General features: G+C 50.6%; 20 protein-coding genes. 11 read left to right on the top strand and 9 right to left on the bottom strand.

The genetic code is table 11. The features are described from left to right. Window positions 1–3 precede the first annotated feature (3 nt). From ABCW45_RS05920 to ABCW45_RS05890, 7 genes are all read left to right on the top strand, one after another. On the top strand, window positions 4–312 hold the full coding sequence (locus ABCW45_RS05920; RefSeq protein ID WP_015552853.1) for a V-type ATP synthase subunit F: 309 nt from the start codon (window positions 4–6) through the stop codon (window positions 310–312). A gap of 73 nt (window positions 313–385) precedes the next feature. Beyond that, a complete protein-coding gene (locus tag ABCW45_RS05915; RefSeq protein WP_343220534.1) occupies window positions 386–967 on the top strand; it encodes a V-type ATP synthase subunit E in 582 nt (193 codons plus the stop codon). A gap of 87 nt (window positions 968–1,054) precedes the next feature. After that, window positions 1,055–2,821 carry a V-type ATP synthase subunit A gene (locus ABCW45_RS05910; RefSeq protein ID WP_117566523.1) on the top strand — a complete coding sequence of 589 codons (1,767 nt, stop codon included), beginning with the start codon at window positions 1,055–1,057 and terminating at the stop codon, window positions 2,819–2,821. A gap of 14 nt (window positions 2,822–2,835) precedes the next feature. After that, window positions 2,836–4,233: a V-type ATP synthase subunit B gene (locus ABCW45_RS05905; protein WP_343220460.1), complete on the top strand. Its 1,398-nt coding sequence runs from the start codon at window positions 2,836–2,838 to the stop codon at window positions 4,231–4,233. Between the two features lie 12 nt (window positions 4,234–4,245). Further along, complete coding sequence (locus ABCW45_RS05900; RefSeq protein ID WP_117566524.1) at window positions 4,246–4,866, top strand: V-type ATP synthase subunit D; 621 nt, start codon at window positions 4,246–4,248, stop codon at window positions 4,864–4,866. After that, entirely contained in the window at window positions 4,863–5,582 is a 720-nt protein-coding gene (locus ABCW45_RS05895; RefSeq protein WP_117551970.1) for a TIGR01906 family membrane protein, read from the top strand. Before ABCW45_RS05900 ends, ABCW45_RS05895 begins: the two co-directional genes overlap by 4 nt. A gap of 202 nt (window positions 5,583–5,784) precedes the next feature. Then, entirely contained in the window at window positions 5,785–7,329 is a 1,545-nt protein-coding gene (locus ABCW45_RS05890) for a D-alanyl-D-alanine carboxypeptidase family protein (protein ID WP_117471002.1), read from the top strand. Window positions 7,330–7,464: 135 nt separating this feature from the next. On the opposite strand, the gene ABCW45_RS05885 is transcribed toward ABCW45_RS05890, so the two are convergent. Then, window positions 7,465–8,439, bottom strand: a complete 975-nt coding sequence (locus ABCW45_RS05885) for a 3'-5' exonuclease (protein WP_117503610.1) — start codon at window positions 8,437–8,439, stop codon at window positions 7,465–7,467. 253 nt (window positions 8,440–8,692) lie between these two features. Here ABCW45_RS05885 and ABCW45_RS05880 point away from each other — a divergent pair, with 253 nt between their 5' ends. Continuing rightward, window positions 8,693–9,097, top strand: coding sequence for a VOC family protein (locus ABCW45_RS05880; protein ID WP_147324922.1), 405 nt, complete (start codon window positions 8,693–8,695; stop codon window positions 9,095–9,097). 126 nt (window positions 9,098–9,223) lie between these two features. Here the strand turns inward: ABCW45_RS05880 and hcp are convergent, their stop codons facing one another. Then, complete coding sequence (gene hcp / locus ABCW45_RS05875; protein WP_117471005.1) at window positions 9,224–10,861, bottom strand: hydroxylamine reductase; 1,638 nt, start codon at window positions 10,859–10,861, stop codon at window positions 9,224–9,226. A gap of 427 nt (window positions 10,862–11,288) precedes the next feature. On the opposite strand from hcp, the gene ABCW45_RS05870 reads away from it, so the two are divergent. Further along, complete coding sequence (locus ABCW45_RS05870; RefSeq protein ID WP_117471006.1) at window positions 11,289–12,626, top strand: TrkH family potassium uptake protein; 1,338 nt, start codon at window positions 11,289–11,291, stop codon at window positions 12,624–12,626. A 26-nt stretch (window positions 12,627–12,652) separates the two neighbouring features. Beyond that, window positions 12,653–13,300, top strand: a complete 648-nt coding sequence (locus tag ABCW45_RS05865) for a potassium channel family protein (RefSeq protein ID WP_117471007.1) — start codon at window positions 12,653–12,655, stop codon at window positions 13,298–13,300. 157 nt (window positions 13,301–13,457) lie between these two features. Here ABCW45_RS05865 and ABCW45_RS05860 read toward each other — a convergent pair whose 3' ends face one another. The 7 genes from ABCW45_RS05860 to ABCW45_RS05830 all read right to left on the bottom strand — a co-directional run bounded on the left by ABCW45_RS05860 (window position 13,458) and on the right by ABCW45_RS05830 (window position 21,006). Continuing rightward, a complete protein-coding gene (locus tag ABCW45_RS05860) occupies window positions 13,458–14,408 on the bottom strand; it encodes a M14 family metallopeptidase (protein WP_117471008.1) in 951 nt (316 codons plus the stop codon). Window positions 14,409–14,473: 65 nt separating this feature from the next. Further along, entirely contained in the window at window positions 14,474–15,301 is an 828-nt protein-coding gene (locus ABCW45_RS05855; protein ID WP_117471009.1) for an ABC transporter ATP-binding protein, read from the bottom strand. Further along, window positions 15,298–16,131, bottom strand: a complete 834-nt coding sequence (locus tag ABCW45_RS05850; protein WP_117471010.1) for an ABC transporter ATP-binding protein — start codon at window positions 16,129–16,131, stop codon at window positions 15,298–15,300. The genes ABCW45_RS05855 and ABCW45_RS05850 overlap by 4 nt, the downstream gene beginning before the upstream one ends. Then, on the bottom strand, window positions 16,128–16,952 hold the full coding sequence (gene opp1C / locus ABCW45_RS05845) for a nickel/cobalt ABC transporter permease (protein ID WP_117504417.1): 825 nt from the start codon (window positions 16,950–16,952) through the stop codon (window positions 16,128–16,130). Before opp1C ends, ABCW45_RS05850 begins: the two co-directional genes overlap by 4 nt. Continuing rightward, window positions 16,952–17,893, bottom strand: a complete 942-nt coding sequence (opp1B, locus tag ABCW45_RS05840; RefSeq protein WP_015552835.1) for a nickel/cobalt ABC transporter permease — start codon at window positions 17,891–17,893, stop codon at window positions 16,952–16,954. The genes opp1C and opp1B overlap by 1 nt, the downstream gene beginning before the upstream one ends. Window positions 17,894–18,083: 190 nt before the next feature. Next, window positions 18,084–19,718 carry a nickel ABC transporter substrate-binding protein gene (nikA, locus tag ABCW45_RS05835; RefSeq protein WP_343220459.1) on the bottom strand — a complete coding sequence of 545 codons (1,635 nt, stop codon included), beginning with the start codon at window positions 19,716–19,718 and terminating at the stop codon, window positions 18,084–18,086. Between the two features lie 379 nt (window positions 19,719–20,097). Next, the gene (locus tag ABCW45_RS05830; protein ID WP_117566527.1) at window positions 20,098–21,006 is read right to left on the bottom strand and encodes a LysR family transcriptional regulator; all 909 of its coding nucleotides are present in this window, start codon (window positions 21,004–21,006) and stop codon (window positions 20,098–20,100) included. A 245-nt stretch (window positions 21,007–21,251) separates the two neighbouring features. Here ABCW45_RS05830 and ABCW45_RS05825 point away from each other — a divergent pair, with 245 nt between their 5' ends. Next, window positions 21,252–22,241: a nucleotidyltransferase family protein gene (locus ABCW45_RS05825; RefSeq protein ID WP_021904008.1), complete on the top strand. Its 990-nt coding sequence runs from the start codon at window positions 21,252–21,254 to the stop codon at window positions 22,239–22,241. Window positions 22,242–22,401: the final 160 nt, after the last annotated feature.

Genomic DNA, 22,401 nt, shown 5'->3' with positions numbered 1-22,401 from the left:
GCTATGAGAATGTATTTGATCAGCGATAACACTGACACGCTGACCGGCATGCGGCTGGCGGGCGTGGACGGTGTGATCGCAAATGAAAAAGAAACGCTGGAAAAGGCGTTGAACGAAGTGTTAAAAGACAAAAATATCGGGATCATCCTGCTCACCGAAGCTCTCGGAAAGAAGTATCCGGAGCTGGTTAAGACGGTACGCACAGAACATAAAAAGCCGCTTCTCATCGAAATTCCGGACCGCCACGGAACAGGACGGCGGCCCGATTTCATCACGGCATATGTAAATGACGCGATCGGACTAAAGTTATAGTATGCACACAGCGGTTCCGTCCGCAGGCAACAGCGATCCGGAACCGCTGCAGATCGATATTGGAATCAAGGAGGTGGCTGCTTTGACAACCGAAGAAAAGTTACAGCATTTTGAAGACATCTGCACAGGCGACGCATTAAAGAAATACGAGCAGGCAGTCTCTGATTATACTGCTTATGAGGAAAAGATCCTGAATGAGCATAAAGAAAACGCCAGAAAGCAGGCAGCATTGCAGATCGCTGCCGAAAAAGAGCGGATCGCACGGGAGACCAACAAAAACCTGTCCTTAGGCCAGATCGAGATCCGCCGTTCCTACAGCAGAAAAGATGAGGAACTCCGCGGAAAAGTCTTCTCTGAGCTTCGCGACAAACTGGCGCGGTTCATGGAGACCCCGAAATATGACGCACTCTTAGAGGCGCAGATCAAAAAAGAAAAAGCATTTGCAGGATCCAGTGAGATCCATATCTATATCGACCCGTCCGACAGGGAAAAGCAGAATCTTTTATCCTTAAGGACCGACTGCGACATCCGCGTCAGCCAGTACCCGTTTCTCGGCGGCACGCGGGCCGTCATCGCCTCGAAAAATATCCTGATCGATAACTCCTTTGAGACGAAGCTTAAAGAAGCTGAACAGGACTTCCAGTTCTCACTGTAACTGTGCGATACGTTTCCGCAGGCAGCGCGGTACACGCGCAGACCTGCCGGACAGTTACTTTTTATAACATTTTTGGAGGAAATCAACATGGCTGCAAAAGGCACAATTTACGGAATCAACGGCCCGATCGTCTATATTGCCGGTGATTCCGGTTTTCAGATGAATGAGATGGTCTACGTCGGAGAGGCAAACCTCGTCGGCGAGGTCATCGGACTGACCTCCGAACGCACAACGATCGAGGTCTATGAGGAGACCACAGGTCTGAAGCCCGGAGAGCCGGTCACAGGAACAGGAGCTCCTGTCTCCGTCACACTTGCCCCCGGCATTATCACAAATATTTTTGATGGAATCGAACGTCCGTTAGCCGCGATCAAAAAATCAAGCGGCTATTATATTGACCGCGGTGTTCATGTAACATCCCTTGATACAGAAAAGAAATGGCAGACCCACATGACCGTAAAGCGCGGTGATCATGTCTACGGCGGCACCATCATCGCGGAGGTCCCGGAGACGAGAGCCATTACCCATAAAGTCATGATCCCGCCGGATCTGGAGGGCGATGTCCTCTCCGTTGTCTCCGACGGTGAATATACGATCAATGATACATTGATCACTCTTATGACAAAGGACGGAACAGAAAAAACCATCACTATGACACAGAAATGGCCGATCCGCATCCCGCGTCCGACCGTAAAGCGCTATCCGGCATCCAAACCGCTGATCACAGGACAGCGTATCCTTGACACCCTGTTCCCGCTCGCAAAGGGCGGCACGGCGGCGATCCCGGGCGGATTCGGTACCGGAAAGACCATGACCCAGCACCAGATCGCCAAGTGGTCTGATGCCGATATCATCATCTACATCGGCTGCGGCGAGCGTGGAAATGAAATGACACAGGTTCTGGAGGAATTCAGCGAGCTGATCGACCCGAAGAGTGGAAACCCACTGATGGAGCGGACTACGTTGATCGCCAATACCTCCAACATGCCGGTTGCCGCCCGTGAGGCGAGTCTTTACTCCGGCCTGACACTTGCAGAATACTACCGCGACATGGGATACAACGTAGCGATCATGGCAGACTCCACCTCCCGTTGGGCAGAGGCGCTCCGTGAGCTCTCCGGCCGTCTGGAGGAGATGCCGGCCGAGGAAGGTTTCCCGGCTTATCTGGCATCCCGGCTGTCCCAGTTCTATGAGCGTGCCGGAATGGTCCAGAACTTAAACGGAACGGAAGGTTCCGTATCCATCATCGGAGCCGTATCCCCGCAGGGCGGCGATTTCTCCGAGCCGGTCACACAGAACACCAAGCGTTTCGTCCGCTGCTTCTGGGGACTTGATAAGAACCTCGCCTACGCGAGACACTTCCCGGCGATCCAGTGGCTGACCAGCTACTCGGAATACCTCACGGATCTTTCTTCCTGGTACTCTGAGCATGTGGATAAAAACTTTGTCAATTACCGTAACCAGCTCGTCACGATCCTGAATCAGGAAAGCAGCCTGATGGAGATCGTAAAACTGATCGGATCCGATGTTCTCCCTGATGACCAGAAGCTCGTTCTCGAGATCGCCAAGGTTATCCGTCTCGGTTTCCTTCAGCAGAACGCTTTCCATAAGGAAGATACCTGCGTTCCGCTGAAAAAGCAGTTTAAGATGATGGAGATCATCCTTTATCTCTATAAAAAATCCCGTGCCCTCGTTGCCATGGGCATGCCGGTATCCGTCCTCAAAGAAGAAAAGATCTTTGAGAAGATCATTGCCATCAAATATGACGTCCCGAATGACCGTCTCGACATGTTTGACGACTATAAGAAGCAGATCGATGACTTCTACAATTCCGTCATCGAGCGCAACGCATAAGGAGGCAGATCACAATGGCAGTCGAATATCTTGGCCTTAGTTCCTTAAATGGCCCTCTTGCCGTCCTCGAAGGCGTTTCCGGGGCATCTTATGATGAAATCGTGGAAATGACCGTCGACGGAAAAGAAAAGAAGCTCGGACGCATTATCGAGGCGTACGAGGATAAAGCCGTGATCCAGGTGTTTGAGAGCACCGGAAACATGGCATTGAAAAACACTCATACCCGTCTCACCGGACATCCGATGGAGATCGGCGTCTCCGCCGATATGTTAGGCCGTACTTTTGACGGTCTGGGAAATCCCATCGACGGTCTGGGACCGATCTTAGCTGATAAAAAACTGGATGTAAACGGAAAGCCGTTAAACCCGGTGGCCCGTGAATATCCGCGTAACTACATCCGTACCGGTATCTCCGCCATTGACGGTTTGATGACCCTGATCCGCGGACAGAAGCTCCCGATCTTCTCCGGAAACGGACTTCCCCACGACCAGCTGGCAGCACAGATCGTCATGCAGTCCTCTCTGGGAGACAATTCCGATGAAAAATTCGCCGTCGTATTCGCAGCTATGGGCGTCAAGTACGATGTTGCCGAATACTTTGAACGTACCTTCCGCGAGAGCGGCGTTCTGGACCATGTTGCCATGTTTATCAATCTTGCAAATGACCCGGTCGTCGAGCGTCTGATCACACCGAAGGTTGCCCTCACAGTTGCCGAATACCTCGCATTTGAAAAGGGCATGCATATCCTGGTCATCCTGACGGATATGACCTCCTACGCTGAGGCGCTGCGTGAGGTCTCCTCCTCAAAGGGCGAGATCCCGTCCCGTAAGGGATATCCGGGATACTTATACAGTGATCTGGCATCTCTCTATGAGCGCGCCGGAATCGTCGCCGGAGTCAACGGATCTGTCACACAGATCCCGATCCTGACTATGCCAAACGATGATATCACCCACCCGATCCCGGACCTTACCGGTTACATCACAGAAGGTCAGATCGTTCTGGACCGCAGCTTAAACGGTCAGTCCATCTACCCGCCGATCAGCGTGCTTCCGTCCCTGTCCCGTCTTATGAAGGACGGCATCGGTGAGGGATTTACCCGTGAAGATCATCAGGATGTGGCAAACCAGCTGTTTTCCTGCTACGCAAAGGTGGGCGACGCGAGAGCCCTCGCATCTGTTATCGGTGAAGATGAGCTCTCCCCGATCGATAAAAAATATCTGGAATTCGGCCGGGAATTTGAAAAACGGTTCATCGGACAGGATATCCATGACAACCGTACCATCATCGACACCTTAAGCATCGGCTGGGAGCTTTTAGGACTTCTTCCGAGAGAAGAGCTCGACCGTATTGACACGAAGATCTTAGACAAGTATTATAAACCTGCAGACGCCGCTTCAGACGCTTCATAAGGAGGGGATCTCATGAATCCGAACACATTCCCCACCAAGGGAAATCTGATCCTTGCGAAAAACTCCCTCGCCCTTGCGACTCAGGGGTACGGACTGATGGATAAAAAGAGGAACATCTTGCTGCGGGAACTTATGGGCCTGATCGATCAGGCAAAAGCAATCCAGTCCGAGATCGATTCCACTTTTACCGCCGCCTACAAGGCACTCCAGAAGGCCAATATCGAGATGGGAATCCACTATGTGGAGGAGATCGCAGGTTCACTTCCCGTCACGGATGATATCCGGATCAAGGCGCGCAGCATCATGGGAACGGAGATCCCGCTTGTCGAGTATACACCGTCAAAAGATGAAAAACCGCCTTATTCGTTTTACAGCACCAGCGATTCGCTGGACGAGGCACGAATCGCCTTCGAGCGCGTGAAGGAACTGACCGCAGACCTCGCAACCGTGGAGACATCCGCCTACCGTCTTGCCGAGAGCATTAAGAAGACCCAGAAGCGGGCCAATGCATTGAAAAACATCACGATCCCGTCATACCAGGCACTTGTGAAGGACATTTCAAATGCTCTGGAGGAAAAGGACCGCGAGGAGTTCACAAGACTAAAAGTAATCAAACGGAGTACCACGAAATGACAAAAACAGCAAAGACCATTACCTACGCCGCCGGGATCTTCACCGCGTTCTGGCTGATCATCGCGTTCCTTATCACGTCCGTTGAGGCAGTCACCTACTGGACGCCGGGATATTATGAGAAGGAATACACGAAATACCAGGTTTTAAACGATCTCCCTGAGATGACCATGGACGATCTTCTTGACGTCACCGACCAGATGATGGCGTTCCTTCGCGGAAAGCGCGAGGATCTTCACGTATACACCACCATGGGCGGGGAATACCGGGAATTTTTTAATGACCGGGAGATTGCCCACATGGAGGACGTGCAGGGACTCTTCATCGGCGGCCTGTGGCTCCGCCGGATCGGGATCCTGATCACCCTATGCTTCGCGGCCCTGGCTTATTTCCGGGGACGTAAGAGTGCGGAGCGGACAGAGGCGTTAAAGCGCCTGATCCCGAAATCCCTCTGTATCGGCACCGGCGCGGTCTTTGCTGTAGCACTGGCCCTGATCGGCATTATATCCACAGACTTCTCAAAATATTTCATTGTTTTCCACAAAATCTTTTTCAACAATGATCTGTGGGTCCTCGATCCACGTACCGACATGCTCATCAACATCGTTCCGGAAGGTTTCTTCTTCGATACCGCCGCCCGGATCGCGATGGTGTTTGCAGGGATCGTTATGGTATTTTTTGTTGGAAATCTGGTATTATATAAAAGAGCCGGCAGATAGATCTGCCGGTTTTTTTATATCATTTATCGGTTGCAGCCCTGTCTTCAAACTGCTATAATCCATAGTACGAGTACTGTGATCATTCAATCCTTCACAATTACAGGCAAAAATCCATTCCTGATCGGCTGTGCCGATGGGATTTGAGACATCAAAACAGCCGCCACGTCGGGTAAACATGGCGGCAATTTTTTCAAGGAGTTCCATGAAACGAATTTTAAGTATTTTTCTCTGTCTGACGCTGATCCTCGGCTTTTGTCCGGGACAGACGGCATATGCGGCGGCTGAGTGGCCGTCGGAGATCTCGATCTCGGCGGACGGCGGGATCCTAATGGACATCAATTCGGGAGCGGTTTTGTTTGAGAAGAACAGCCATGAACCGTATTATCCGGCAAGTATCACAAAGATCCTGACGGCACTGATCGTGATTGAAAACTGTGGGCTTGATGAGACCGTGACGTTCTCCAATACAGCGGTGAACTCTCTTGAGCCGAACTCCTCCATTCTGGGGGCCCGCGCCGGAGATACGTTAAGTGTCCGGGACTGTCTTTATGCCCTGCTTTTACAGTCCGCGAATGAGGTTGCAAACGCTCTGGCCGAACACTGCGCAGGCAGTATTGATGCTTTTGCGGAGAAGATGAATGAGAAGGCGGCGGAGCTTGGATGTACGGACTCCCATTTCGCAAACCCGAGCGGTCTGAATAATCCGAATCACTATGTATCCGCTTATGACATGGCTCTGATCGCGAAGGCGGCATTTAATAATCCGACATTTGTAGAGGTTGATTCCACAACATACTATGACGTTCCTGCGGGGAAATTAAAGCAGTACCCGGATGGCTGGCGCTACTACGCCCACCACAGAATGCTGCGGCGGAATGATTCCCTTTATTACGACGGTGCCATCGGCGGAAAGACCGGTTACACCCTGCTCGCGGGAAATACATTGGTGACATGCGCGGAGCGCGATGGAATGAAGCTCATAGCTGTCGTTCTCAATGGTCACCAGACCCATTATTCCGACACAAAAGCACTGTTTGACTATGGATTTAAAAATTTCAAGTCCGTTCCGGTTGCGGATCAGGACAGCACTTACAGCAAGGTGGCTGATGATCTGACGATCTCCGGGATCTTTTCCGGGAGTGCTACAAGACTCACGGTAAATAAAAACAGCGCGGTGACTTTACCTGCGGATGGGAGCTTCTCCGATGTGACTTCCACACTGGACTACGACCTGACTGACGATGCACCGGATGGGGCGATTGCACGGATCGATTACCGCTATGGGGATAAGCTTGTGGGACAGGCTTATCTGGAGGCGACTGTGACACAGGGATATGTGCCCGGAGCAGTGAATCAGAGCACGGATACCGCGGAGACTGAGACTGTGGCTGAAACCATTCCTTCTAAGGCACCTGACAAGGAAACCGAACCTTCCTCTAAAAAAACGGGCAGCAATAAGACATCCTGGACCTCCTCTCCTGCTTTCGGCATTGTTAAGAAAGTCCTGATCGCTGCCGCTGTCATCGGAGCCATCGGCGGCGCCGTCTCCGGAATCATGATCTATCAGGAAAACAAAGCCCAGAACGAGCGTTTTCTCCGTCATCAGCGGCGCGAAAAACGTTTAAAGGAATGGGGATATTCTTCCACAGAATTTGATATGATCATGGAAAAGCACTTAAGATCCAAGTCCGGGATTAAGCAGCCGGGATTCCGGGAGCGGCTCAGAGATCATTTTCGGAGACGATAAGTTTTATTTTATGTAAACTAAAAGAGCAGATGTATGCTTTTTGAAGCAATACCTCTGCTCTTTTTCTATCTTTTCACATCCGTTTTTTCAGGAGCAAAGTGCTCAATTGCTGCCGTATCTTCCGGGCTGCCGCCTCTATTCCACTCCATGGAGTTTCTTCTGCCTGCTTTTCTCCGCACGGCGGATCCGGGCCTCCTCTTTTTTCAGGAAAACAGCTTCTGCACCTTCCTCATCCACCGGTTTTACCGTCTTTACGGCAAAAACTCTGCCGTCCTCCGACTTTTTCATCCGGATTTTTCCTTTCATCATACCGTGTTCCGGGCATGTCGCAAGGCAGAGGTAATAGCGCTGCCCCGAGGAAAACCAGCGGATCTTTTTCCTCAACATCCGGCGGCACTTCGTGCAGACAACATCTGTCACCCGCTTCTCCTCCATCGCCTCTTCCTTTGTCTCAAACATCCGGGACACAAACTTCGTGTACTCCGGGAAACGCAGCGTGAACTCCTCATCCTCGCTCTCCGGCGGCATATAGTAGTCCACGGACACATAGTCCTTCACAGACTCAAAATCCATGGCCCGCATCACACGTCCCGTATACTCTGCGTCGCCAAGCGCCCTATGGAACGGCGCGTCCACGTCAAGTGCAAAGGACTCCACCGCCTCATCCAACGAAATTCTCGCCTTTCCGTCCTGATAACACAGGCTGTACAGTTTCTGGACATCATAAAAAAGGAACGGTTTCGGGAACGGGATCGTCATCCCATGATAGACCATGTTCCTCTGCAGTTCCGTAAGGTCCATACTTCCCCAGGTGCAGAATATGCAGTCCTCTCCACACCATTTAAGGAAATCCTCCATTACCGCCGCAAACGGCTCTCCATCCCGCTCTAACTCTTCGATGGAAACATGGGTCACCTCAGAGATGATCCGGTGCATCTGGCGGTACACGCAGGGACGGATGATCCGGTGAAACTCCGCGACCTTCTCACGCTCTTCATTCAGTTTTACTGCTCCGATCTCAAAGATCTCAAAAGGAAGCCGCTCCACAGACGCTTCTTTACCGCCCGGGTTCTGGTTCCATTCCAAATCAAATACAATAAAATTTTTCATAATACAAGAGTATAGCACAGTTTTTTCTGCCCGTCACTGAGAAAATTGTTGCTGTACACGGGCAGGGATCAGTCGCTTACTTTTTTCTTGCACTCTGTTTCAAATAATCCTATAATAAGCATAGTTTGAGATAGAAAAACTACAGCAACAGCGTTTCCGCCTCTGTAGGATCACTCAGGTAAGACCATCTGCTTCTGATCTGGTGCTTTTATCTGGAGATTTGCTGCGCTGGAACGCGGAAAGGATTCTTATCATGAAACACATCACAGGACTTGCGCATATCGCGCTTTTCACAAAGGATCTTGAAACATCCATAAAATTCTACGAATGTCTCGGTGGAAAGGTCACTGGACAGGCTGATGTCCAGAAGCCGCTTGGAACTAACCACATCAAGATCGTCAGCATGCCGGGCTTTGACCTCGAGATCATCGAGCCACATGACGGCACTGATGTGACCGCCCTGGGCAGTCTCTTCCCGCACATCGCAATCGAAGTCAATGACATCGACGCTGCCATCGCAGACTTAAAGGCAGCCGGGATCACAAACTTCCGGGGCGGTGTCGACAAGGCAGCTGACCTCCCGATCTTCGGCGGCATCCGCAACGCATTTTTTATCGGACCGAACGGAGAACAGCTGGAGCTTTTACAGCATCTGTAAAATTCGGTTGACCGCAGATCATGCGGATCACTGTAATTTAAGTACATAAGTAAAGTCCCCGGATAAGGAACTACCGCAGCTGGTCAACTGACCGATGGCACATTCCCTATCCGGGGGCTTTTTATCTTATCCCAATAACGCCTTCAAATCCTCCTCCGGCGTTGTCACCGGCCCGATTCCATAATTTTCCACAAGGAAATTCAGGATATTCGGGGAGAGGAACGCCGGTAAGGACGGGCCGAGGCGGATATTCCTGATCCCAAGATGCAGGAGTGTCAGGAGAATACACACTGCCTTCTGCTCATACCAGGAGAGCACGAAGGACAGCGGAAGCTCGTTCACCCCGCACCCAAACGCCTCCGCCAGCGCCATAGCCACCTTGATGGCACCATAGGCATCGTTGCACTGGCCCATGTCCATGATCCGCGGGAGACCGCCGATATTTCCAAGGTCCAGATCGTTAAAGCGGAACTTTCCGCATGCTAACGTCAGGACAAGGCTGTCCGCCGGAGTCTGCTTTACAAAATCCGTATAGTAGTTTCTTCCCGGCTTCGCGCCATCGCAGCCCGCAACGAGGAAGAAATGTCTGATCGCGCCGGATTTTACCGCGTCGATGACCTGATCAGCCATGGAAAGGATCGTTCCATGTCCGAATCCTGTCATGACCTGAGTTCCGCCGTTGATTCCCGTAAACTGGCGGTCTTCCTGATATCCGCCGAGTTCCAGCGCCTTCTCGATCACCGGGGTAAAGTCTTTCTCATCATCAATATGAACCATTCCCGGATATGCTACGACCTCCGTCGTGAACACGCGGTCCGCGTAGGATTTCTTCGGCGGCATCAGACAGTTTGTGGTAAAGAGGATCGGAGCCGGGATATCCGCAAATTCCTTCTGCTGATTCTGCCATGCAGTTCCGAAATTGCCCTTTAACTGCGGATACTTTCTGAGCTCCGGGTAAGCGTGGGCCGGCAACATCTCGCCGTGGGTGTAGATGTTAACGCCTTTTCCCTCTGTCTGCTTTAAGAGAAGCTCCAGGTCCTTGAGGTCATGTCCCGTCACAACGATAAACGGTCCTCTTTCTACTACAAGCGGTACGCTGACCGGGATCGGAGTCCCGTAAGTTCCCGTGTTTGCTGCGTCCAGCATCGCCATGCAGGTGAGGTTCACCTCGCCGACCTTCAGGACCGTCGGGAGCAGGCTTTCGACGGTACCGTCTTTTGCGATCTCCCGGAGCCCCGTTAAGAAGAACTGGTTTACCGTCTCATCAGATGCCCCCAGCATCAGCGCATGGTACGCGTACGCCGCCATACCCTTTAATCCGAACAGGATCAGGGATTTCAGGGAGCGGATATCAGGGTCCATGTCCCACAGCAGACCGAGATTATAATCATCCGTATCTTGCACACTTGCTGCCGCACCTGACTCTCCCGCTGCCTTTTCGCGCGGTCCTGCACTTTTCTTCACCGGCGCTGCGAGCAGCCGCTCCTTCTCCCTGTGCGTCTTCTCAATCTGCGCCCGGATCGCGTCATCATCAAAGCTTACATTCGTAAGTGTCGTAAAAAGCCCCTCGATCACCGTGCGGTACACTCGATCTCCCGGACATTCCACGCCTTCTGCCGCTCTCGCAAGCCCGATCATCGCACCTACAAGCTGGTCCTGCAGCCTTGCTGTCTCCGCCGTCTTTCCGCAGACACCCGTGCTCCCGGTACATCCCGCGCAGCCTGCGGTCTGCTCACACTGATAACAGAACATTTTTTGATCCATTTCATATACCTCCATATATTTCCCCGACTCTTCCCGCGTGACTCCAGGCAGCCCATACAAGCAGCCAACACTGTCTTCGCAGTTTTGCCGATCTCAAATTATCCTGACACGCCTGCCGTCCCTGCGGCAGCCATAACCGATAAGTCATCATGTTTCCCTGTCCGGCACCGCCGAACCATGTACACATTATATCCGCGAAATCAGCTTTCGTATGTTGTAATTACAACATTTTTAAACAGACCACCTGGAAATAATTTCCACACGTCCACCTCTCACACTTTTCGCAGACCAGAACGGATCCAGCCGCTCTTTATAATTTCCTGTGCGAATCAGGAATTTTCAGGACTTTAAAATCCATAAATTTCGCTTTTCTTTACATCCATAAACGTTTATAATGGAACAAATGCTTTATGAAAGGATTCAGATTATGTTTCGTATTCTTTCCGCTTTCAGGCGGTTAAATTCATTTCAGATCATTGTTTTAGGCTTTGCCTTCGTGATCTTGCTCGGCGCCGGCATCCTGATGCTGCCGGTATCCTCCGCGGACGGAAGCTGGACTCCATTTGTAAACGCCCTGTTTACCTCCGTCACCTCCGTCTGCGTGACCGGTCTTGTGGTCTGTGACACCGGAACCTACTGGTCTTCCTTTGGACATGCCGTAATTCTGCTTCTGATCCAGACCGGCGGTCTCGGCGTTGTGACGATCTCCGCTTCCTTTACGATCCTCTCCGGAAAGAAGATCGGTCTTTCCCAGCGGAGTATCATGGCAGAATCGGTCGCTGCCCCTCAGCTCAGAGGAGTTGTCCGCCTGACCGGTTTTATTGTAAGAGTCACTCTCGGTATCGAACTGATCGGCGCTCTCCTGATGGCACCTGTATTCTGCCGCGATTTTGGTCTTTTCCGGGGACTCTGGATGTCTTTATTCCACTCCGTATCCGCATTCTGCAATGCCGGAATCGATCTGCTTGGTGTCCGGGGAGCATATTCCTCCCTGACATCCTACGCATATGACCCGCTGATCAATCTCGTGATCATCCTGCTTATCGTGATCGGCGGAATCGGTTTCCTGACCTGGGATGATATTTACAGAAACCGCCACCATATTTCCCGATACCGGATGCAGAGTAAGGTCATCCTCTCCTACTCGCTGGCACTGATCTTTATCCCGGCTATCCTCTTCTTTTTTCTGGAATTTCAGGATATCCCGGCCGGAAAACGGATCCTTGTATCCTTATTCCAGTCGGTGACAACGCGAACTGCCGGTTTTAATACAGCGGATCTTTCCTCCATGCGGGAATCCGGCCAGTTTCTTATGATTCTTCTCATGCTGGTCGGAGGAAGCCCGGGATCCACCGCCGGCGGAATCAAGACGACCACTCTGGCCGTTCTGATCTCCTGTGCGACTGCTGTCTTTGCCAGAAAGGACAGCCCGGAAATGTTTAAACGGCGCATTATCCCCGATATTGTCGCCACAGCGATCGCGATCCTTTTCATGTATACAAGCCTCGGTATCCTGTGTGCCATGACGCTCAGCATTCTGGAAAGCCTGCCTCTTATACCGTGTCTGTTTGAGGCGATTTCTGCGCTTGCTACGGTAGGCTTGAGCTTCGGGATCACCCCGACACTTTCCGTTCCATCGAAGCTGATCCTGATCACATTTATGTTCATCGGCCGTGTTGGCGGGCTCACGATCATCTACGCGACCATGTCCGGTTACAGGATCCGGTGCGGAAAATTCCCGCAGGAAAAAATTTCCGTCGGATAATAGATCATATATTTAAGGAGAAAATTATGAAATCAATTCTTTTGATCGGTCTCGGCCGTTTTGGAAAACATGTTGCCATGCATCTTCACAACCTCGGACACCAGGTTATGGCCATTGACAGTACGGAAGAACGTGTCAACGCAGTCCTTCCCTATGTGACGGAAGCGCAGATCGGTGACAGTACAAATGAGTCCTTCCTTTCCTCTCTGGGAATCCGCAATTTTGATGCCTGCATCGTCGCGATCGGCGATAATTTCCAGAGTTCCCTTGAAACGACCTCTCTCTTAAAGGAGCTCGGAGCAAAGCTCGTTGTCTCCCGCGCTTCCAGTGACGTTCACCAGAAATTTCTTCTGCGAAACGGTGCCGATCAGGTCGTCTACCCGGAACAGCAGCTTGCGAAATGGACAGCGATCCGCTTCAGCTCCGACCACATTCTTGATTTCGTCAATCTGGAAGGCGACTACGATATCTATGAGGTTGATCTTCCGGAACGATGGGTTGGCATGAGCGTAGGTGAGATCGATATCCGGAAAAAATACGGCATCAACATCATTGCCGTCCGTCGAAACGGCACCCTGGATTTCTCCGTCAAGCCGGAAACCAGCTTTGAAGAAGGCGATACGATTCTGGTTCTCGGACAGTATCGCGATCTGCAGAAATGCTTTAAGATTTAATATCCTGTTTGCTCCAGTGCGCGCCTGCGAAACCTGCCGCCGGCAGCTTCTTTTGTATGCATGGCAGCATAAAAAGCCATTTTATGGATATCTCCTGAATTCCAGGACTTTCCCATAAAATGGCTTTTTATTGACATTTTTATTTCACATCTGTTATTTATCTATCCACATATTCCCCATAAGCGATCAGCGGATCCCCTGTCTTCACGCCAAGACCTACCGTCTGGTACAGAACGATTCCCGGATAGTCTGCCCGATACTCCCGTAAAAGGTTTCCCCAGATATCTCTCACCGTTCCCAGAACCGCACCTCCCGCGAACGTATCTCCTGCGGAAAATACCGGATACCACAATCCATCTGTCTCTGCCTCCAGATACTCTGCTCTGGTCACATTTTTCTGCTGCACTGTATGAACCTCTTCACCGGAAAGAAGTCCCATGCGGATCATAATATTCTTCACATCCCGCTTATATGCCTGAACTTCGCTGTCCGTAAATTTTCCGCCGCCTCCGCGCTCCATGAGGATCGCAGGAAGACCTCTTTGGCAAGCGCTGCTATACGCGCCGGTGGTCGCTGTGGAGCTGGCACGCACTTCCATATCCGCTGCCATTGCCATGTTCGCAGACACCCTGGCGATCTTTTCTCCTGCTGCCACATTATAATAGACAAACGGCATAACCTCTTCACTGGTATCCCCCGCATGAAGATCGATATAGTAGTCCGCCTTTGACTGGAGTTTTTCCGTGATCGTCCACGCGATCCGCTCCGACAATGTTCCATCCTTTTTCCCCGGAAATACCCGGTTCAGATTTTTTCCATCTTCAGGCACGAAAAAGCGCACATAATCCCGGAATGCTGAAGGATTTGCCACATGAAGGCAGATCACATTCCCCGCAGTATCCTTGGGATCAAGCTCTCTGGAAAGCTCGGAAAGCGCCTGCACGCCGATATATTCCGCTCCATGGACTCCCGCTGATATCATCATCGTAGGTCCTTCCTTTGCCCCGCAGATAAGTGTTAGCGGAAGTTTCTGTCCGCCGCCTTCTATTTCCAGCCACCCAGTCTTCTTTTCTCCTGCTTCTGCACAGATCATTCCGATCTCCAGCATATTTCTGCCACCTCCTGAGCATATTTTCTGTCGTGCACTGTAACTGTTCAATGCACTCACAGCTACTATGCACTTTCTTCACTTTCTTTTACGTCCATTTCATCATCGTACTCTTCATCAAACTCAATAATGGAATCCAGCAGCTTTCGCGCATACACATCCGTAGTCTGCGCGATCCGGGATACCGGGATATGTTCCGTGATCCGTCCTTTATATAAGAACATGACTTCGTCGCAGAGATATGTGACTGATGTAAGGTCGTGGGTGATAAACACATACGTCAGCCCCAGCTTCTCCTTCAGCTCCTTTAAGAGATCCATCACCTGCACCTGCGTGTGCGCGTCGAGGGAAGAGATCGCCTCATCAAACAGGATAAACTCCGGCTCACACGCCACGGCACGGGCGATGCAGACACGCTGAAGCTGTCCACCCGAAAGCTCATGCGGAAAACGGTCGAGAAACGTCTCATCCAGGCCGACTAACTCCAAAAGTCTGCAGTATTCCGCGCTCCGGTCCGTTTTTTTTCCGTTCTTCCGTTCCTTCACCCGGATTCCTTCCGCCAGAATATCCCGGATCCTGAACCGCGGATTTGCAGATGTCGTATAATCCTGGAATACAACGCTGAGCATGTTCTGAAGATTCTTCTTTCCATCTCGTGACGCATACACATTTTTCCCTTCCAGCAGGTATTCCCCGCTGTCCGGCTTTAACAGACCGCAGATCACCCGTCCAAGCGTCGATTTTCCACTTCCGGATTCACCTAAGATTCCAAGGCAGCTTCCTTTGGGGATCGAGAGTGACACATTAAACAGTACCTGTGTCCTGCTGACACCAAAGATCTTTTCCTGCCGCTCACTGCGAAAGCTGACGCAGATATCTCTCATCCGGATCATGCCGCACCTCCATTCTCATGCCCAATGCTTTCCCTGTATTTTTTCATGACCGCCGACCGTTTTTCCACCAGAAGTCTCGTATATGGATCTGACGCATGATGCAGGATATGGGAAAAGCTTCCCCGGTCCGCGATCGTTCCGCTGTTCATGACCACAAGGTCGTCCGCAACCTTAGAGATCGCACCGAGATCGTGGGTGATAAAGATCATTGCCGTATCATGCTCTTTCTTGATCCGGACAAATTCTTCCAGGATCTCATACTGGGTGATCGAATCGATGGCCGTTGTCGGTTCATCCGCGATCAGAAGTGCCGGTTTTAATGCCATCGCGATCCCGATCATGATCCTCTGCAGCATGCCGCCGGAGAGCTGATGCGGGTATTTCTGAAGCGTCTCCTCCGGATTGCGGATCCGCATGCGTTCCAGTGTCTCCAGTGACTTCTCTCGGATCTCGTTCGCATTCCAGTCCGTGTGTGTCGCAAATGTCTCCCCGATCTGGCTTCCGATTCGGTAGAGTGGGTCAAAACACGTCATCGGGTTCTGTAGGACGACAGCGATCTCACTCCCACGGATCTTTCTCATGGACTCCCCACTTTCCTTTAAGAGATCCTTTTCCCCAAACCAGGCATGACCGGAGACGGAGAAATTCTTATCGAGAAGTCCCAGCATCGCCTTGATGCTCATGCTTTTTCCGCTTCCCGATTCTCCCAGGATTCCAAGGCATTCCCCTCGCTGAACCTCAAAGTTTACATGGCGGACAAGCTCTTTTTCCGGTCTGCGCGGAATTTTTAACGTTACGCACAAGTCTTCCGCCCGTATCACTGTGCTCATACATTCACCTCCTTCGGATCAAGAACATCCCTCAGCGCGTCTCCCATCAAGTTGAAGGCAGATACCAGGATCACGATCGCGACACCCGGCACGATCATCTGGGTGGGGTTGCTTGTGAGGACATTTTTTGCCTCATTTAACATCGCTCCCCACTCCGGTGTCGGTGCCTGAACACCGAGTCCCAGGAATGAAAGCGTGGAGATATTGATGATCGCCCAGCCCACATCGAGTGACGCGAGAACCGCGAGGTCCGCCGCGATGGACGGCACCAGATGGCGGAACAGGATAAATCTCTCCGGAGTTCCCACGCATCTGGAAAACTGGACGAAATTGCGGTCTCTGTGCTGCATGACTCCGGTCCGGATCATTCGTGCATACCAAGCCCACTTGATGAACACATTCGCCAGGATCACGTTCTGGACATTGATGCCGAGAAGCGCAACCACCGCAAATACCATAATCTGACTTGGGAAGGAGAGCATAACGTCGACCGTCCGCATGATGATCTCCTCCGGGATTCCGCGGAAATATCCCGCCAAAAGTCCCATAAGAGCTCCAAGACCGATGGTTCCAAGCATCGTCAGGACTGCCAGCCCCAGTGTCGGGCGGATCCCATAGATCATTCTCGAAAGAATACAGCGGCCAAGATTGTCCGTTCCAAGCGGATATTCAGCCGAAAATCCGGCAAATTTGTTGAGGATGTCCGTTTCATACGGATCGTTCGGCGCAATAAACGGGGCGAAGATCCCCACGAGCGCTGTGAGGAGAACGATCACCACAGTGAACATTGCAGTCCTGTTATGTAAAAAGCGCTGAAGCATTAATGTTCCTCCCTTCTCATACGCGGGTCTGATACCGTCTGTAAAATATCGAATAACAGATTGAAAACGACAAACAGGACTCCGATCAGAAGCACGTATGTCTGGATCACCGGATAATCCCGGTTAAAAATAGAACTGATGCAGAGCGTCCCGAGTCCAGGCCATGCAAACACATTTTCCACCACGATCGTTCCTGAGATCAGCTGCGGAATGCTCATTCCGACTGCAACGATACAGGTGTGCATGGAGTTTTTCAGGATATGTTTTACAAGGATCAGCTTCTGGGGCAGCCCCCTGACATTCGCGTAAAGGACATAATCCTGCTTCATATTTTCCAGCATGTTGTTGCGGATCAGACGGATATAGGTAGAAATATAGCTGAGTGACACCGTGAATGCCGGGAGGATCAGATGTTTCCATGTTCCGTTTCCGCTTGTCGGAAGAAGATCCAGCCTGATGGATACAAGCCACATGAGAAGTAGTCCCACCCAGTATGCCGGCATCGCCGTTGTCATAAAGACGATGGCTCTCATGATCTTATCGAACCATCCATCTTTATAGACAGCGCAAAGAAAGCCGATCGGCAGACTTAAAAGGATCACCATCACGAAAGAAACGCCCGCCAACTGGAGTGTCGCAGGCATACATCTTGCCAGTTCACCCGCCACAGTTCTTTTCGGATTTACATAACTGATCCCAAAATCTCCCCTCAGGCAATCCGCAAGCCAGGAAAAGTACCGCACAAGATATGGCTTATCAAGTCCCAGCTCTGCACGGACTTCCGCGATGGCCTCTTCTGTTATGATGGGCACCTGGCGGACACGCAGCGCTACCTCCGCCGGATCCGACGGGATCAGGTTAATAAATACAAAGCAAACAAATGAAATCACGATCAGAAGAGGGATCGCTGACAGGATCCGCTTAATGACGTACTGTTTCATGAAATTCTCCTTTCCGTACATACGCACAACAACAAGCCGCCCGGATGGACGGCCTGTCAGATCGGGCTTTATCTCAGTCTCCGACTGAGATAAACGCTCCGCGAGGATGCGCAGTGATTCTGTAAAGAATATGTCAGCTTGCGCTGACCGGAATCACGCGCCAAGTCTCACGGACGTTCGACTTGAATTTTTACTCAAAATAGAAATCCGCAAACGGAACTTCGTACTGGGTCTGTGTGAAATGGAAGCCCTGAAGATCCGAACGGTAGATCGCCTTATTGCACTCATATGTGAGCGGAATGTATACCGCGTCCTCATGGAGTCTTGTCAGGACAAATGTGTAGAGTTCCTGGCGTTTTGTCTCATCGGTGGATACAAGAATATCCGTGATCGCCTGGTCGATATCCGCCTTATCTTCAAGTCCGAGCTGCGCTGCATAGTCACCGTAAACCGGTGCGCGCATCGCTGCCAGGGAAGACTGTGGATCATACGGCGTACCCCAGCAGATATTGAATACCATGTCGAAGTTACCGGCTTTCATATTGTCGCGATAGGACTGTTCTTCCTCTCCGTGGATATTTAAGGAAATTCCGATCTTCTGGTATTCACTCTGCAGATACTCAGCGATCGCTTTCTCTGTTACGCTGTCACTGTTGTAAAGAAGATCGATGTTTAACTTCTGACCGTCTCTTTCACGGATCTTGTCCGCTCCAACGACCCATCCGGCTTCGTCTAACATACTCTGGGCAAGCTCCACATCGTATGCGTACGGCTCAAGGTCGATATCGCAGTACGGAACTGTCTTCGCAAACAGAGTGTCTGCCGGCTGCTCAAGTCCATAGAAGATGCCGTCGGAAATTGCCTGCTTGTTGGTCGCGTGCTGAAGCGCCTGGCGGACTTCCTTATCCGCAAGGACATCTCTTGTCGTGTTTAATACGATCTGACGGGTAGATGTCGGGTCAGAAAGGGATACTGTAAATTTATCGTTTCCTGTGTACTGGTTGATAGCGTCCGCGTCGATCATGTTTTTACCGAAAATCATGTCGATCTCGCCTTTCTCCAGCGCAAGGATTCTCGTCTGGTTATCCGGGATCACCTTAACTGTGATCTTTTTGATCTTCGGCTGTTCACCCCAGTAATTTTCATTTGCCTCAAAAACGGCATATTCGTCTGTCACAAAATCAGTCAGGACATACAGACCTGTTCCGATATACGCGTTGACTCCGTCCTTTGTGCTTCCATCCTTCATCGCCTTCGGAGAGATCATGGCAAACGGTCTCGTAACACCAAGCTCTGTTAAAAGCGGGTAGTAAGGCTCGGAGAGTTCGATCACGAAGGTCTTATCATCCGGTGCCGATACGCCCACGAGAAGATTCATCATCTCCAGCCATGTATGACGGTCCTTGTTCTCAATGATCGCGTCAAAGTTTGCCTTGATCGCGTTTGCGTCGCAAACTTCCCCGTCGGAGAATTTCACGCCGTCACGAATGTGGAATGTATAGGTCTTTCCGTCATCACTGATGTCCCAGGATTCCGCCAGGCATCCCTCATATCCATCTGCCGTAATGTTTACAAGTGTCTCATAAAGCATCTCCTGGGCATACATTTCTCCTGCGTAGAGATGTGGATTTAAATCGCGGATATCGCGATAGTTTACAAATACAAGTTCTTCTTTTCCTTCAGAAGCACCGGCTTCCGATGCTGCGGCACTGTTCTCTGCTCCTGCTGCTGCCGTTGTCTCTGCTGCGTTTCCTGCTCCGCCGCATCCTGTCAAAGATGCCGCCATAAGACCTGCCAGGCACAGGCTAAGTACTCTTTTTTTCATGTTGTCCTCCTCTTGAGTATGTGTGGGGGATCTTTACATTTTTGCAATCCCCGCTTGTGTCTGTTTTTCGCAGGAATTACTATACCATGGTTAGTTCAAACTTACCAATGCCATTTCATGGGGGATCAGTTATAACAAAAGCGTATAGCAATGAGGATTTTTTATATGATATCACTCATATAAATACCATCTGCTATACGCTTTTCATTTCAAGTCGAACGTCCATGAGGTCTGGCGCGTGATTCTGGTCAGCGTAAACTGATTTATTCTTCACAGAATCACTGCGCATCCTTGCGGATATCCATTCCAGATCGGTTCCGTCAACAGGATTTTAGAGTTCAAATACGCAGGCCTGCTGAACCGTTACTGACTAACATCATCACTGTAAATATGTCTTCAATTTCCCCAGATACTGCTCTGCCTCCGCAGACAGCGAGGCATTCTCCGCCGCCACAAACCCGAATGCCAGGAATGGCTCACAGTCCTCGATTTTAAGTGCTTTGATTCCGTATTTCCGGTAACCTGCCGGGACAATATCGATCCCCAGGCAGCACACGTCAGAATGCAAAAGCAGGTTATTGATCATGTAATCGCTGTTTGTATAAAACCTGTCATTCATATGCTGTTCCGAGATGAACGCACCGACGCTGATCCTCTCGATATGATGTTCCATGGCAAAGAAATCTTCCGTCTCCGTCACAAATTTCATCCCCTTCAGTTCAGGAAAGCGAATAGATTCCCGTTCATATAGCGGATGATTTTCCCCAACATAGACACAAATCCCCCTAAGCGCCAGCTTATAGAATTCCAGTTTTTTATGCCACATGATATGCTGAAAACACGGCATCTGTGCTTCCGCGAAATAGACGATCCCGATCTCTGAGATCCTTGCCGCCACGTTATCTGTGATCTCCTCCACAGTTCCTTCCCGGTATTCATATTTTATCTGCTCTCTACCGCCCTGATACAGCTGCACCATCAGTTTTGTGAGCAGGCCACTCCTGTAACCGGACACCGAAAATCTTCTCCCGTTCGGCCGCTCCGACATCGAACGGATGACATTGGAGTGTTTTAAGATGCTCATCGCATGACCATAGAGTTCTTCCCCCTGTGGTGTCATCTTGATTCCCTTGTTGCTTCTCTCCAGAAGCGTCACATGCAGCTCTTTTTCCAGACTGTTTAACACGCGGCTCACATTCGGCTGTGTTGTATATAATTTCTCTGCCGCGCGGTTCAGGCTCCCATACTCCACCGCCGCCGCAAAATATTCCAGTTGTTTGATCTCCATTTTATTATTTTCCTGTAACCATTCAGTACCTTCACGGTTACCTTTTCCTTTCCATTCACAAGTACATGCTGCAGCACAGTTGTCTGTGTGATATGTTAGCACAAACTAACTCGTGCGGCAAGCTCTTTTTCCATTTCTGTTTTGCCGATCCATGTCTCGACCATCGGAAAACATCGTTACATTTTTCTTGATAATGCCGCTGATTTTGATAAAATATAATTATCTACGACAGAGGAGTGACAGCCATGGTTACATTAAATGATTATCTTTATTCCGGCGATACCATGTTCAAAATTTTAAAAAACTACAGCCAGGACCTGAAGAAAGAGGCAAAATGCACCGGCAATGAGATCGACCTGATGCATGCGAACTTTCTGCTCCAGATCCGGGAGCTGCTCGAGCACAATGATTTCCTTACTGCCCAGTCCCAGAAGATCCGGGAATTTTATATCCATATGGCAAAGGAATATCCGCTTTTGGCCTTTAACTTCAAAGGGCGCATCAAATCCCTGATCCGCGCGGAGGCAAAGTTCAACGGCTACATCGTCGAATATATCTATGATTACTATATGGAAAATAAGGCCTACCCGTCGATTTCCGAACTCAAGCAGCGCCTCAGCTGTTTTCGGGATCTGATCGCATACCGGATCGTGACTTCTCTGCCGAAATGCTACCTGAAACCTGATGAATCTCAGGAAGAAGCTGACCTCCGATACCTCTACCAGATCGCCAACGAACTTCCGGGCTTTCTCGAAGAGCGGGGATTTACCGCGGAACCGGCCTACGGTGTGAAGAAAAGCACCTCGCCGTTATTAAACGATGATGTGAAGCCTTACTACCGCGACTATATCTGTGGAAATACTTCTGAGGACTACCAGTCACTCCACATCACCTTCTACGACAACAGCTCCCGCAGCTATATGGAAGTCCAGCTCCGCACCAAGCACATGGACGATATTGCGGAGATCGGTGTCGCCAACCACTTAAGCTACGAGAAGCGCCAGGAGGGCGAGCGCGCCCGCCGCGACGAGATCCCTGTGGGCGAATGCGTCTACTTTGATGAAGCCTACGAGCGCTGCCGCCGCCTCGTAACCTTAAACCTCGCCGACCTCGACGTAAACATGTTCTCCGCCATCAATAATGACCTCGTAAACGATGGCTGCGGCCTCTACCGCGGACGGTTGATCCTGCCCTATGAGCATTTGTCGAGACATCAGAATGAGCTGGTGGATTAACCCTCAATCACTGATCATATAAACAATTTTGTACTCCTGCAGGAGTATCGCCGAAGATCCTGTCTTACTATGGGGCAGGATCTTTTTATTTCTATCCTCACGTTATTTCACTTTCTGAACTATCATTGATATTTCTCCGGTTCTGCCATATATTTAGGTT

It is taken from the genome of Pilosibacter fragilis (assembly GCF_032490495.1).
Taxonomy (GTDB): Bacteria; Bacillota; Clostridia; order Lachnospirales; family Lachnospiraceae; genus Pilosibacter; species Pilosibacter fragilis.
Note: the sequence above shows the minus strand (reverse complement) of the source record. Positions and strands in the feature narration are given on the sequence as shown.